Origin of the sequence: Xanthomonas sp. NCPPB 3582, from assembly GCF_041475735.2 — a bacterium.
In the GTDB taxonomy this organism is placed as follows: Bacteria; Pseudomonadota; Gammaproteobacteria; order Xanthomonadales; family Xanthomonadaceae; genus Xanthomonas; species Xanthomonas codiaei.
In genome coordinates, this window is the sequence record NZ_CM192968.1 from 4,603,472 (window position 1) to 4,616,892 (window position 13,421).

10 protein-coding genes are annotated in these 13,421 nt (G+C 66.7%); 5 read left to right on the top strand and 5 right to left on the bottom strand.

What is annotated here, in order from left to right:
• Positions 1-215 precede the first annotated feature (215 nt).
• On the top strand, positions 216-2,324 hold the full coding sequence (locus ACCQ05_RS19520) for a phosphoglycerol transferase I (RefSeq protein ID WP_372392171.1): 2,109 nt from the start codon (positions 216-218) through the stop codon (positions 2,322-2,324).
• A 186-nt stretch (positions 2,325-2,510) separates the two neighbouring features.
• Here ACCQ05_RS19520 and ACCQ05_RS19525 read toward each other — a convergent pair whose 3' ends face one another.
• From ACCQ05_RS19525 to ACCQ05_RS19540, 4 genes are all read right to left on the bottom strand, one after another.
• Positions 2,511-3,407 (bottom strand): SDR family oxidoreductase, encoded by an 897-nt coding sequence (locus ACCQ05_RS19525; RefSeq protein WP_372392172.1) that lies wholly within the window; start codon positions 3,405-3,407, stop codon positions 2,511-2,513.
• 180 nt (positions 3,408-3,587) lie between these two features.
• Positions 3,588-3,983 carry an Atu4866 domain-containing protein gene (locus tag ACCQ05_RS19530; protein ID WP_228961829.1) on the bottom strand — a complete coding sequence of 132 codons (396 nt, stop codon included), beginning with the start codon at positions 3,981-3,983 and terminating at the stop codon, positions 3,588-3,590.
• The gene (locus ACCQ05_RS19535) at positions 3,980-4,522 is read right to left on the bottom strand and encodes a nuclear transport factor 2 family protein (protein ID WP_372392173.1); all 543 of its coding nucleotides are present in this window, start codon (positions 4,520-4,522) and stop codon (positions 3,980-3,982) included. The genes ACCQ05_RS19530 and ACCQ05_RS19535 overlap by 4 nt, the downstream gene beginning before the upstream one ends.
• A gap of 15 nt (positions 4,523-4,537) precedes the next feature.
• Positions 4,538-5,608 (bottom strand): aldo/keto reductase, encoded by a 1,071-nt coding sequence (locus ACCQ05_RS19540; protein ID WP_104543613.1) that lies wholly within the window; start codon positions 5,606-5,608, stop codon positions 4,538-4,540.
• Positions 5,609-5,852: 244 nt separating this feature from the next.
• On the opposite strand from ACCQ05_RS19540, the gene ACCQ05_RS19545 reads away from it, so the two are divergent.
• Positions 5,853-6,743: a LysR family transcriptional regulator gene (locus tag ACCQ05_RS19545; protein WP_372392174.1), complete on the top strand. Its 891-nt coding sequence runs from the start codon at positions 5,853-5,855 to the stop codon at positions 6,741-6,743.
• Positions 6,744-6,834: 91 nt separating this feature from the next.
• Here the strand turns inward: ACCQ05_RS19545 and ACCQ05_RS19550 are convergent, their stop codons facing one another.
• A complete protein-coding gene (locus ACCQ05_RS19550) occupies positions 6,835-9,342 on the bottom strand; it encodes a DUF3772 domain-containing protein (protein ID WP_372392175.1) in 2,508 nt (835 codons plus the stop codon).
• Between the two features lie 436 nt (positions 9,343-9,778).
• On the opposite strand from ACCQ05_RS19550, the gene ACCQ05_RS19555 reads away from it, so the two are divergent.
• From ACCQ05_RS19555 to ACCQ05_RS19565, 3 genes are all read left to right on the top strand, one after another.
• Positions 9,779-10,120, top strand: coding sequence for an HPF/RaiA family ribosome-associated protein (locus ACCQ05_RS19555; protein WP_104543619.1), 342 nt, complete (start codon positions 9,779-9,781; stop codon positions 10,118-10,120).
• Between the two features lie 270 nt (positions 10,121-10,390).
• On the top strand, positions 10,391-10,516 hold the full coding sequence (locus ACCQ05_RS19560) for a hypothetical protein (RefSeq protein WP_372392176.1): 126 nt from the start codon (positions 10,391-10,393) through the stop codon (positions 10,514-10,516).
• A gap of 472 nt (positions 10,517-10,988) precedes the next feature.
• The gene (locus ACCQ05_RS19565; protein WP_372392177.1) at positions 10,989-13,403 is read left to right on the top strand and encodes a TonB-dependent receptor plug domain-containing protein; all 2,415 of its coding nucleotides are present in this window, start codon (positions 10,989-10,991) and stop codon (positions 13,401-13,403) included.
• The last annotated feature ends 18 nt before the right edge of the window (positions 13,404-13,421 follow it).

Genomic DNA, 13,421 nt, shown 5'->3' on the forward strand with positions numbered 1-13,421 from the left:
AGCCAAACAATGACCAGATGCACACGGCGAGCGCACTTGCTAGGTGCGCGCATCAGCCAACGCACCCGGTGGCCCGTCTCCAATCCCAACAAACATTTCAGTCAGCTTCGGCGCGGCATAGTCGGTCATCCGGGTGTCACATTGCGGTGATGCACAGGACATGGCGAGCCAGGCGTCCGCTACGCGCTCCCACCATTCCCCCATGGACGCTGCGCATGCATTGGATGTTGTTGGTTTCGTTGCTGCTGTTGTTGTGGCTGTTGGTCGCTTCCCCGCGCCTGGCATGGCTCAAGGCCGGCCTGTTGTCGCTGTTCCTGCTGCTGCTCAGTAGCTGGGGCCTGATCGACCGCCTCAGTGGCGACGGCATCAATGCGGCCACGCTCTATCACCTGCGCGCCGACATGGAGGGCGCCGGGGTCAGTGATTTCTCAGGCTACATCGCCGTGTTCGTCGGCATGCTGCTGCTCTCGCTCAGCCCGCTGCTGCTGGTGAAGGTGCGCCGCTTCCAGCGCCCGCGCGGTGGCGGCGCGGTGTTCGCGGGCTTCGTGGCGATGCTGCTCGTCGGCCTGGCGGTCAGCCCGCTGTATCGCGACGGCAAGCGGCTGTACTACCAGCTGCGCCCAGTCGACTATGCCACCGTCGTGCCCGAATACCAGGTGCCGCAGCAACCGCTGCACAAGCGCCGGAACATCGTGTGGATCTACGCCGAGAGCCTGGAGCGCACCTACTTCGACGAGGCGGTGTTTTCTGGATTGATGCCCAACCTGCGCGCGCTTGCCACCGAGGCGGTGGACGTGCGCAACCTCGCCTCCACCGAAGGCAGCGGCTGGACCATCGCCGGCATGGTGGCCTCGATGTGCGGCGTACCGCTCACCACTGCGCCGGGCGATGAAAACAGCATGGACCGCATGGGCCTGTTCCTGCCCGAAGCGCGCTGCCTGGGCGACTATCTCAAGGATCAGGGCTACCGCAATCACTATGTCGGCGGTGCCGACGCCAGCTTCGCCGGCAAGGGCCGTTTTCTGTCCAGCCACGGCTTCGACGTGGTGCACGACCTGCACCATTTCCACGACAAGGGCATCGCCCCCAAGCATTTCTCTGCCTGGGGCGTGCACGACGACGTGCTGCTGGAGGATGCCTGGGACAGTTTCCAGACGCTGTCGCGCGCCGGCCAGCCGTTCATGCTGACCACGCTCACCATGGATACCCATCACCCGGCCGGCCATCTGCCGCTGGCCTGCAAGGGCCAGGCATACGACAGCCCGCTGGGCGATATCGGCCTGTTGCAGGCGATCAAGTGCAGCGACCGGCTGATCGGCGAACTGGTCATGCGCATCCGCAACAGCCGCTACGGCAACAACACGGTGATCGTGATCGCCTCCGATCACCTGGCCATGCCGAACGACCTCAGCGAGGTACTCGCCAGCCAGAAGCGCGAAAACCTGCTGCTGTTCCTCGGCAACGGCATCGCGCCCCAGCAGGTGGTCACCCGCGCAGGCAGCACGCTCGATTCCGGCGCCACCTTGCTGCAGCTGCTGGAACCGGGCATACGCACCTTGGGATTCGGCCGCTCGCTGCTGGCCAACGATGCACCGCCCAGCGCCAGCGTGGCGGCCAGCCGTGACAGCGGCAAGGATTACCCGCGCTATCTGGCCTACGCACGCACGTTGTGGACCGGGCAGAGCACGCGCCTGCTGCGCGTCAACGGCAATGGCGATGTGGTGGTGGGCGTGCAGCAGGTCCGCCCGCCGGTATTGCTGGAATACGACGAAGACACCAATCTGAAGACGGTCTACCTGGAAAACACCTCGCGCCAGTTCGACCGCACCCGCAGCAAGGGCGCACTGGCCTACGTGGACCGCTGTACCGCGTTCGAGGATGGGTCGGCCGACGGCGACTGGTGCGCGCTGGTGGTGGACCGCGACCAGCACATGAAGCTGTATCGCGACCCGGACCTCAACCGCGGCGTGGCAGTGGATGCGCCGCTGGATGTCGTCCCGCAGGGCCCGCGCCCGCGCGTACGCCAGCCGATCATGCTCACCCAGGCCGCACGCAAGACCGAGGCCGGCCGCTACATGCTGGAGGTCTATGCCAAACGTCGGCCCAGCCGCGCCTTCTGGGTCGAAGCAGTGTCCTCCGAGCGCAAGGTGGTGCTGGCGCAGCAGTGGGTGGTCCCCGATACCGCCGGGCGCATCCGCATGCCGGTGGGCCTGGAGCATGCCGTGGACGATCTGGAGATCCGCGCCTGGCTCGACTACACCGAAGACGTCAGCGTGGACGACCTGGCATTGGTCAAGCAGGGCGAGGGGACCGATCGCTCCTGACCCGGGCCATCGCCTCCGGCGCACCCACCGGGTGGTGGCAACGCCCGATTGCCTGCCGACGCTAGCGCGCCGCTGCGGTGACACAGCTTGTGCCCGCGACGTCTCCGGCCGCTGTCATGCCGGGGACGGCCCGTGGTTGGGCGCGGACGTCGGCCGGCCTGGCCCGACGTCGCGCCCGCTGCCTGCTCAAGCGTCGCCGCTGGCGACGTCCAGAAGGTCTTGCATGCCCATGATGCCGAACACCCGCGCCGTCTGCGCCTGGACCACGGCATTGACGGCTTCGGCACCGTAGTCGGCAAAATCCACCGTCGTGCGCAACGGCCTGCTCCCCTTGGGCAATGCCAGGACCCGGGCGATCTCGTCGGCCACCGCCTGCACCGGCGCCTGCTGTCCGGCGCGATACAAGCGACGCAACCCGGGTTCGTAGTTGTCGAACTCCGCCTGCACCGCAGCGTAGCCCTGCGCGGCATCGGTATCGGCCGGGCGTACCGCGGTCTGGAAATGCGAGGTGCCATCCATGAAGGTACCGGGCATGACGATGACGGTGTCGATGCCCAGCGGACGCACTTCGTAGGCGGTGGTTTCGGCCACTGCATCGAATGCGTACTTCCCGGCCACGTACGGCATCATGAACGGCGCCACGATGCGCGTGATGGTGCTGCCCACGTACAGCAGCAGGCCGTCGCCCTGCTTGCGCATCTGCGGCAATGCGGCGCGATTGAGCCGATGCGCGCCCACCGCATTGGTGTTGAAGCTCTCGCTCAGTTGTTCGGCAGTGAATCCTTCGGCCATCCCGATGTACAGGTGCGCGGCATTGTGGATCACCACATCCAGCCGCCCCTGCTCGGCCACGATCCGGTCCACTGCGTGCTGGCACGAAGCCTGGTGATGGATATCCATGTCGACGACATGCACGCGCGTGCCATGGGCCTGCGCATGGCGTTCCAACGCCTCCCTGCGCGCCTTGCTGCGTCCATCCGGGTCGCGTACCCCGGCGTAGACGACATCGCCGCGGGCGATCAGGGTCTGCGCAGTGAGCAGGCCCATGCCGGAGCCGGCTCCGGAAATCAGTACGGTCTTCATCGCTCTCTCTCCCATGAAGTGTGGTCTGGTCGCAAGCGGGGCGCACGCGGCAGCATGCCGGCGCGGGCGCTTGCAGGGGGGACTGCAGGCGGGGAATGTCGCCGGCGCGGGCCAGCGGCAGGGGCTCCATCGCCTGGTTGGCATGCCGAACGCGCGCAGCGCGTTGCATGCGGCGCGCCGCTAGCTCGCGGACGCGGCCTTGCCTTGCCGGTGGAAGATGCGTCCACCGTGATGCAGTTCATTCGAACCGACGAAGATTCCCTCGGCGAAGGAACCGCGCGCGTCCAGGAAGCGGATCCGGTCGCGTTCCACCACGTAGCGGCCCTGGCCAGACTCGCCACGGCCGCCGGCCTGGGCGTGATATCCGGTCGGCAATAACTCCCGCCGCATGCTGCCGTCGGCGGTGACCCAGGTCCCCAGATAAGGATGCGCCTGCCGCCGCTGCCCGCCGCGTGCGTCGGTCGCATCGTCGCCTGCACGCAGTGACGGATCCAGCGACGCTGCAGCAGTGCAGAACACTGCCGCTCCTGCACCCAGGGCCACTGCCACTGCCAACGTCATCCGCGCATCGCTCATGTCCCTGCTCCGCCGGCAACCTGCGCGGGGCCACCTTGCAGCGCCTCGCCATAACGTGGCAGATCCAGGAATGCATTGACCTGCACCGCCTTGCCTTCGTGCATGCGCATGATCCAAGCGTAGCGGTTGCGGTACTCGCCGCCGGCGCGCACGCGGCCAGCGCCTTCCCATTGCACGATGACATGTGCGCCATCGGCCCAGACCTGCCACTGCAGCGGACGCAATGGTGTGGACAGGCGGCTGGCCAGCGGCTGCACCGCACGCGCCATCAGCGCCTCACGGCCATGCAGCGTACCCGCATGCGGTCCGGACCCCTCGATGGTCCACACCACCTCCGGCGCGAGCACGCGATCGAAGAAGCCGCGCCCGCCGCTGGCCCATTGCCGGAATGCGCCATCGACGATACAGCGGTTGCGCTCGGTCGGTGTGGTTGCCTCGGCACAATCGGTGCCCGCGGCCATGCCCGCGGGCGCGGCGGCCACCACCTGCGCCAGCAGCGCGGCGGCGACCCACAGCAGTGCGTAACCAGAGACGTGCATGCGGTTCTCCTCCAATCAGCGGCGCGGTTCCAGGGTCGAGGTTCCATAGATGAGCTGCTGCGCCATCGGGCGGCCGATGAAGCGCTCCGGAAAGATCGGCGCCACCGCACTGGCCTGCTGTAGCCGCTCCAGCTGCGCCTCGCTCAGCGCCAGCGACAGCGCACCGAAATTGTCCTCGGCCTGTTCCAGCGTGCGTGCGCCCATCAACGGCGCCACCACTGCCGGATTGCGCAGGGTCCAGGCCAGCGCCACCTGCGAGCGCGAGGCACCCAGTTCGTCGGCCACCGCGCCCACCGCATCGGCGATGTCCAGCGCCCGCGCGTTGAGGTGTCCGGTCGAGGCGATCACGCCCTTGCGGCTGGCTGCGACCTCTGCCCCGTTCTCGTCGGACAGGTCGTCGCGGCTGTATTTCCCGGTCAGGATGCCGCCACCCAGCGGTGACCACGGCAGCACGCCCAGCCCCAGTTCGCGCGCCATCGGAATCAATTCGTGTTCGACGCTGCGCTCGACCAGGCTGTATTCGATCTGCAATGCCACCAACGGCGACCAGCCACGCAGGTCGGCCAGGGTCTGCAGCTGCGCCACCCGCCAGGCCGGTGTATTGCAGATGCCCAGATAGAGAAGCTTGCCCGCGCGCACCAAGTCGTCCAGCGCCCGCATCACTTCATCCGGCGCGGTGGTGAAATCCCAGGCGTGCAGATAGAACAGGTCGATGCGATCGGTCGCCAGCTGGCGCAGGCTGGTCTCCACCGAGCGCACCAGATTCAGGCGATGATTGCCACCGGAGTTGATGTTGCCGGCATCGCGCGCCATCGAGTACTTGGTCGCCAGCACGATGCGTTCGCGCTTGTCCTTGATGAGCTCGCCAACGATGCGTTCGGAAGCGCCGTTGGTGTAGTTCACCGAGGTGTCCAGGAAATTTCCGCCACGCTCCACATAGGCGTCGAAAATACGCTTGGCTTCGCCTGCATCTGCGCCCCAGCCCCAGTCCTGCCCGAAGGTCATGGTGCCCAGCGCCAGCGGCGACACGCGCAGGCCCGAGCGGCCAAGCAGGCGGTAGCGATCCAGCGACGTGGTGTAAGGCATGCGTTTGCTCCTTGGGAAAATGAAGGGAACTCAATCGGTGCTGTGTGCAACGGCGATCAGCGTGCCTGCCGCCGGCAGTCGGGCGGTAGCCGTATCGTCTGCCATCCTTGCCTGATCGACCGGCCCTGCAGAGCTCGCATCGCGAGGTCCCGACGGCTGGCCCGCGTTCGGACGGCAGCCAGCGTGCCGTTGCACCGGCTAGGATGGAAGTATCGAAATTCCACCAGCGGCTGGATCAATTTTTATGAGCGAGGACATCGCCTGGGAAGATCAGCGGATCTTTCTTGCCGTGCTGGACGAGGGCAGCCTGTCGGCCGCCGCGCGGCTGCTGGGCGTGACCCAACCCACGGTGCGCACCCGCCTGGCCGCACTCGAACGCATGCTGGGCACCACGCTGTTCACCCGGTCGATCACCGGTCTGACCCCCACCGAACAGGCACGCGCCTTGGCCGAGTCCGCCCGCAGCATGGCGCGCGCGTCGGCGCAGTTCGTGCGCCTTGCCTACAGCCCACCGGGCGAGATCGCCGGCAGCGTCCGCATCGGCGTTTCCGAGTTCGTCGGAATCGAGGTGCTGCCTGCCATGCTGGCCAGCCTGCGCGCAGCGCACCCGCGCATCGTGGCGGAGGTCTCGCTCAGCAACAACGCGGCCGACCTGCTGGAACAGGAGGTCGATCTCGCCGTGCGGATGCATCCGCCAACGCAAAGCGCCCTGGTCGCACGCAAGGTCGGCGCCATTGCGCTGGGCCTGTTTGCCCATCGCGACTACCTCGCACGCCATGGCGTCCCCGGCTCGGCGGACGCCCTGCTGCAGCACGCGCTGATCGGCCCGGACCGATGCCGCGCCGACCTGGCGTTCGCCACGGTGCTGCATCCGGAGCTGGGGCGCGCGCAGCTGAGCGTCCGCACCGACAGCCACCCGGCACAACTGGCGCTGGCGCGCGCCGGGCTGGGCATCGTGGTGGCGCAGTGCCCGGTGGCACGCGCGCACCCGGATCTGGTGCAGGTGCTGCCCGGGCTCGTCCTGCCCGCGCTGGAGACATGGATCGTGACGCACGAGGACCTGCGCAACGTGCCGCGCGTGCGCGCGGTATTCGATCATCTGGCAGGCGCCTTTCAGGCCTACCTGCAGTCATGACGCCGCGCTTACGATTCGCCACGGTGGCACCAGCCCGCACGCGCGCGTGCGGCAACCACTGCACCACCGGCCACCAGGCGCTGTCGGTCCGCTAGGTCGGCGAGGTCGGCGCGCTGTCCTGTCCGTCGCGCGCTTCGGCCACACCGGCGCGGCTGAAGCGGATTTCCTGCGGCGACTGCAGTGCGATGCCGGCACTGGTCATGCGCTGCAAGAGCGCGAAGAACAGCTCGCTGCGCACGCCATAGGCATCGCGTGGACTGCTGACGTAGGCGAACGAGTTGAAGTTGATGTGGCCGCCGGCCAGCGAATCGATGAACACCGAGGGCGCCGGCTCGGCCAGCACCTTGGCGTGTTCGGCAAACAGGGTCAGCAGCATGTCGCGCACCTTGGCCGCATCGGCTTCCAGCGGCACGGAGAACTGCAGCTGCACCCGACCCATCGGGTTGGAGAGCGTCATGTTGCGCACGCTCTTGGTGATCAGCTCCGAGTTGGGCACGATCAGGGTGGAACGATCGCCCACCTGGATCTCGGTCGCGCGCACGCTGATCCTGCGCACATCGCCCTCCTGGTCGCCGATGCGCACCCAGTCGCCGATCTTGACCGGCCGCTCGGCCAGCAGGATCAGGCCGGAGACGAAGTTCTGCGTGATCGCCTGCAAACCGAATCCGATACCCACCGACAACGCGCTCAACACCAGCGCCAACCGCTTCAGGTCCAGGCCCAGCGCAGTCAGCCCCCACACCACCACCACCAGCCAGCCGAGATAGCGCGCCACCGTGCTGATCGAATTGCGCGCGCCCGCATCCAGCTCGGTCTTGGGCAGATAGGTGTTGAGCAGCCACTGCTGCACCACGTGCACCACGCCCAGCCCCAGGAAGAACACCAGCAGCGCGCGCGTCACCGCGGCCGGCGTGATGGTGAGCTCGTTGCCGATCTTGATGCCGTGCGAAACGTTTTCGACCCAACCGGTCACCGCCGACAGATTGGCGCCGAAAGGCGTCACCAGGGCCGCGATTCCCAGCAGGATCAACAGCACGCGCAGCACCGCCGACAGCAACAGGCCCAGTTGCACCAGACGCCCGCTACCCACGCCGGAGGCATGCGACAGCGCGCGACTGAAGCGACCCTCGGGCTTGAAGACCCAGGTCAGCAGATCGTCGGCGAACACCACCAGCAGCCCGAGCAGGCTGCAGATCAGGGTGATCCAGATGATCTGGCGCGCGATGAACAACGACAGGTTGAGATAGCCGAACAGGGCCGCCAGCAGCGACACGATCACCGCCACATGCCCCAGCAGGCGAATCAGCACGATGAACCCGCCGCCACGCGACACCACCGGCGGCGGCTCGCTGCTATCGGGGTCGGCGGCCCCGGCGCTGGCGGCGCGTGCGCGCAACGACAGGCTCAGGCCAGCCAGTGCCGACAGGATCAGGCCCGCATACAACAGGGCGGCGACCGCGTCGGTCGCAGTGGTCGCCGCGGCACTGGTGCGTGCCACCTCGTTGAACTTCATCGCCATGCCGCTGAACCAGATCACCGCAGCGGTGGCCAGGCAATGCACGCGCAGGCGATCGACCGTGGCGTCGTCCAGCGGGAACAGGCGCCAACTGGGCTGATGCTTCATCAGCAGGCTGGCGCTGAGCGAACCGACAAAAGCGGCGACGAAACTGATGATGACCAGCGTATCGAGCAACTCGTCCAGATCAGGTGGCAGCGCGGCGATCGCGCGCACGCTTTCGGCCAGTGCCCAGGCTGCCGTGCCCAGGCTGAGCGTGCCCACCAGCAGAAACCACAAGGCCAGTCCGGAACGTCGCAACCGCCCGCCCGGCGCGCGCGAGGCGGCGTAGCGCCGGCCGAGATGGCGCAGAAAGATGCGCAGCGGAAATGCCAGCAGCAGCGCGATCATCGCGCCGGTCACCAGTCCGCCGACGCCTTGGGCGGCGATACCGGCGTTGAGCACCTGGGCGGCCTCGTCGTTCACGGCCTGCAACCGCGCGCGGTCGTCCGGCCATTGCCGGGCGATCTGGCTCCATAGCGCCGGCGACAACGGCGAGGCGACGCGTGTGGACAGCTGCACACTGAACAACTGTGCGCGCCTGTGTTCCAGGCGGTCAGCCAGTTCACCGGCTTCGGAGGCCAGCAGATTGGCGCGCTTGAGCTCCGCGTCCAGCTTGTTCTTTTCGTTCGCCAGCGCTTTACGCTGCTTTTTCAGGTCGCTCGGGTCAGTGGCCTGCTCCACCCCCAAGCCATCCAGACGCACGCTCAGCTGCTTGAGCGGCGCATCCAGCTGACGTGCCAGGTCCTGTGTCTGCCGTTGTGCCGCGGTGACCTGGTCGGTCAGCTTGCGCAGCAGGTCGGTGTCGGCTTTCTCCAGCCCGGCCTCGCCCTGGTCCAGCACCTTCTGCGCGTCATCCAGCTGGGTCTGCGCGGTCTCCAGCAACGTGACCTCGTCCTGGGCCAGCACGCCACCGGCGCAGACCAGCCAAAGGCCACAGCACAGCAACACACGCAGCAACGAACCCGAGCGGACAAGCGGAGCGAAGCGGAATTCGGACACAGGCAGGCATCTGGCAGGCGCGCGGCCGCGCGGTGCCGGCATCTTAAGCCACCCTCCCGGCCGGGCCGAGGCCTGCGGCGGCGGCGATTCATGCAGACGCAAGCGGCGCGATCACACTGCGTACGTCCTGCGCCACACTGCCGCCTGCCGCCACATGTTCGCAAGGCAATCTTCAAGGCGGGCATGGCAACACGACCAGCCGCAATGCGCGATCCAGGTCGCCCCTCGCCCCGCCAGGCGGCGGGCGCAGCCGCTGCCTGACGTCCCAGACACCCTTGTACACTGCAACCTCGAGCGCGCTGTCGACGCTCGCCTGACGATCGCTCGCTACATCCAGTGAGCCACGTTCGATTGCCACCGCGCAGCCAACCCGCGCATGAACATGCGACGCCTTGTCACCTTGCGGCAACACCGGGCTATCGCAGAATCGAGCTACCGCTGCGGCAGACGCAGTGGATGACCGCGAAGGAGACACTCTATGCAGATTCAGATCCAGACCGACAAGCACGTGCCGCACGACCCGTCCGTCGTGCAGCATGTCGAGAAGACCTGCACCGCCCAACTGGCGCATTTTGCCAACGACATCACCCGCGTCGACGTGCATCTGCGCGACGAGAACGGCCAACGCGGCGGCGCAGCGGATCGAACCTGCAGTATCGAAGCACACGTCGCCGGCCTGCCGCCGATCGCCGCGACCAACAGCGCCGAAACCACGGCCTCGGCCGTGACCGGAGCAGCACGCAAGCTCCGCACCGCCATCGAACACGCACGCGGCAAGCAGCACGCACGGGCCACGGCGCCGGCACCCGACAACCTCTGATGCGCCGCACCGGCAGGGCACGACAGAGTGCCCTGCGGTGCACATGCACTTGCGCCGCCAACTCGCCCGCATACTCACCGCACCAGCGCAGCAAGCACTCCCATCGACGCGGCCGGCATCCAGGGCCGTTGCTCAAGACAACCGCATCCCGGTTCGCGGGTTGATCCTGCAGTGGCGTCCTCTAGTCACGGCAGTGCCGACACCTGCTGCCAGCACCGCGCGCCCAGGCAGGGCAAGGGCCGGCCATCCAGGCGGACGCAGGATCGGATCTTGAATCGCCCTAAGGTTGCTGCTGGCGCCATGACGCATCGCGGGCCGACGATCATGATCGGCGGCGATTTCAAGCCATTCGTGCCGGTCGACGTCCGGACCAAACATCCGGGACGTCCAGCCTGAGTCTCATGCGTGGTGCCATGCGCATGCCGATGCCATGCGAGCCCATCGCCTGCGGGGTCCATCGCTCCCGGACAGGCCGGTGCGCGAGCGTCTTAAGGGCTGGGGCCATCAAGCATCCTCGTGGGAGCGCCGGCCCAGCCGCATGCGCGTCCCTGCGTCATGCCATCGCACAGGACACTGGTTGCACGTTGCTGCGGGATCCTGGCTGCACCAGACGTCCTGCATCCACTGCCCGCCGATCAGACGCGTGAGGTTGAAGCACGTCAGTGTCACCTCGTCGATGGAACCTGCCCACCACGCGGACGCAAGGGTTAGCCCGCCGGGAGCGGTGCGCATGGAAACAGCCAGCCGTGGTGTTCCCTGTGCAGTGGCGCGACAACTGTTATAGAATAACAATCAGGGGTTACAACATAACATTGCCGCACAGCGTCCAGCTGCGGCCACTCGCCTTGCACAGACACCACCTTCCCGTATGAAAAATCGTTCCGTCATCAGGTCGCCCGGGTTGCTGGCGGCAGGCATCATCGCCCTGGCTTGCACGGCGGCACCGCTGCAGGCGCAGCAGCGCGACAGCGTCGATACGAGCGATCTCGGCCAAGACACGGATGCGGCGTCTACGGATACGGCGTCCAGCGAGCAGGCAACCACGCTCGCACCGGTGCTGGTGACAGGCAGCCATATCCGCCAAGGCGCGGCAGGCGGCGCGTCACCAGTCATCGTGTTCGAAAAGCAGGCCATCGAGCGTGTCGGCGTTGCAACACTGCAGCAGTTCTTCGAGAAGCTTCCGCAGAACTTCGGCGGCGGCGCCAACGGCGCCAATGTCGCCAACCTGGGGCTGGACCGCGACACCGGGAGCAACTTCGGCCAAGGCACCTCGATCAATCTGCGCGGTCTGGGGACCGGTACCACCTTGACGCTGATCAATGGTCACCGGGTGGCGTCGTCCAACCGCTATCAGTATGTGGACGTGTCGTTGATACCGCTCAGCGCGGTGGAGCGCGTGGAAATCCTCACCGATGGTGCGTCCGCCATCTATGGTGCCGATGCGGTCGGTGGCGTGGTCAACATCATCTTGCGCAGCGACTTCACCGGATACGAAACCGCAGTGCGTGCCGGCACGACCACATCCGGGGGCATGCAGGAATACCAGGCGTCGCAGGCCGGTGGCTGGGCCTGGGATGGTGGCCATTTGCTGGCTACCTACGAATTCCTGAAGCAGGACAACCTGTCGGCAACTGATCGCGATTTTTCCAAGGACGTGACCGTCACGCCCTACGATCTGTATCCCGGGTCCAGGCGGCATAGCGTGTATATCGATGCGGGCCAGCAACTGAGCCAGGCGCTGTCGCTTGCGGTGACAGGCTCCTTCGCCAAGCGCGACATGGACACCACCATTTCCGGAACCGCCGATGAAACCCACCTGTTTCCCCGGACACGGCAGTTCGACCTGTTCGCCGGATTGACGCTGGACCTGCCACGCCAGTGGCAGGCCCGCCTGCAGGGCGGATGGGGCAGGAATACGGTGCGCTACGAGCGCACGACCATTGCGGGCACCTCCGCCATCACGGCGCGCCCGACGGACATGCGCTCTGACACACGCTATCTGGAACTGATCGCCGACGGCGAACTGATCTCCCTGCCCGCCGGTGCCGCGCACGCGGCCGTGGGTGCCAGCGTGCGACGCGATGGCTACGATTTCTACGATTACCGCGGCCTGGAGAAACCCTTCGACGTGCATCGCACGATCCGGTCGGCGTTCGCGGAGTTGAACGTGCCGCTGCTGAGCGACCTGCCTGGCGTCCGCGCGCTGTCACTGACGGCCGCAGCGCGCTACGACGACTACAGCGACGTCGGTTCCACCCTCAATCCCAAGTTCGGACTGCTGTGGGAGGTGGCCGATGGGCTGTCATTGCGGGGCACCTACGGACGCTCCTACCGCGCCCCGGTGTATCAGGACATGCAACCCAACAACACCGCCGTGGTCGCCCGTATTCCCAATCCCGCTGCCACCAGTGGACGTACCGTGCTGCTGATGCTCGCCAACGGTAACCCCGATCTGGGCCCGGAACGCGCCAGGACCTGGACCGGTGGCGTGTCGTTTGCGCCCCGCGCCGTCCCCGGGCTGAAGATCGATGCCAACTACTACCGCATCACTTACCAGGACCGCATCGATAGCGGGTTTGCGGGCAGCTTTCCTTCGCTGTTCCTGGGGCCTACGGCGGCCTACGCCGATATTCTGACCTTTGCGCCGACGCAGGAGCAGATCCGCAACGCCAGCCAGATCGGCCTGGACGGGCTTGGCTTGTTCCTCTCGCAGGTCGGCCCGTTCGCGCTTGCCCCGGGAACCGACCAGACCAGTACCGAGGTCATACTCGACAACCGCTTCCGCAACAACGCCTCCACTGCACAACGCGGAGTCGATCTGGATGCGTCCTATGCCTTCGATGCCGGCCAGACCAGCATGGCGATCAACCTGGCCGGGCAGTACATCATCGACTCCACGCGCCGGGTGACCAGCACCGCGCCGGAAGTGGAGGCGTTCAACGCCGTCTACCTGCCGATCGATCTGAAGCTGCGCGGCGGGCTGACCGCGACGCGGCGCCAGGCATCGGGCGGGGTATTCGTCAACTACGCCGACGACTATCGTGACCCGGCCAACCTGCGCGATCGGCATGTGGCCTCCTGGACCACGGTGGATGTGAACCTTGCCTACCGGTTTGGCGCCGCGTCCGGCATGCAGGACCAGACCCGTGTGGCCCTGAACGTGCAAAACCTTCTTGATCGCGATCCGCCCTTCGTCGTCAACGGCATCAATACCGGTTATGACCCGACCAATGCCACTGCCTTGGGGCGCTTTGTGTCCCTGACGCTGACCCATCAGTGGTAATGCACGCAGGAGATGCGC

What these genes read in the sequence shown, in the direction of transcription:
- ACCQ05_RS19565 (WP_372392177.1), top strand. Translation starts at nt 10,989, where the DNA reads ATGAAAAATCGTTCCGTCATCAGGTCGCCCGGGTTGCTGGCGGCAGGC.
- ACCQ05_RS19525 (WP_372392172.1), bottom strand. Translation starts at nt 3,407, where the DNA reads ATGAAGACCGTACTGATTTCCGGAGCCGGCTCCGGCATGGGCCTGCTC.
- ACCQ05_RS19530 (WP_228961829.1), bottom strand. Translation starts at nt 3,983, where the DNA reads ATGAGCGATGCGCGGATGACGTTGGCAGTGGCAGTGGCCCTGGGTGCA.
- ACCQ05_RS19520 (WP_372392171.1), top strand. Translation starts at nt 216, where the DNA reads ATGCATTGGATGTTGTTGGTTTCGTTGCTGCTGTTGTTGTGGCTGTTG.
- ACCQ05_RS19540 (WP_104543613.1), bottom strand. Translation starts at nt 5,608, where the DNA reads ATGCCTTACACCACGTCGCTGGATCGCTACCGCCTGCTTGGCCGCTCG.
- ACCQ05_RS19550 (WP_372392175.1), bottom strand. Translation starts at nt 9,342, where the DNA reads ATGCCGGCACCGCGCGGCCGCGCGCCTGCCAGATGCCTGCCTGTGTCC.
- ACCQ05_RS19545 (WP_372392174.1), top strand. Translation starts at nt 5,853, where the DNA reads ATGAGCGAGGACATCGCCTGGGAAGATCAGCGGATCTTTCTTGCCGTG.
- ACCQ05_RS19535 (WP_372392173.1), bottom strand. Translation starts at nt 4,522, where the DNA reads ATGCACGTCTCTGGTTACGCACTGCTGTGGGTCGCCGCCGCGCTGCTG.
- ACCQ05_RS19555 (WP_104543619.1), top strand. Translation starts at nt 9,779, where the DNA reads ATGCAGATTCAGATCCAGACCGACAAGCACGTGCCGCACGACCCGTCC.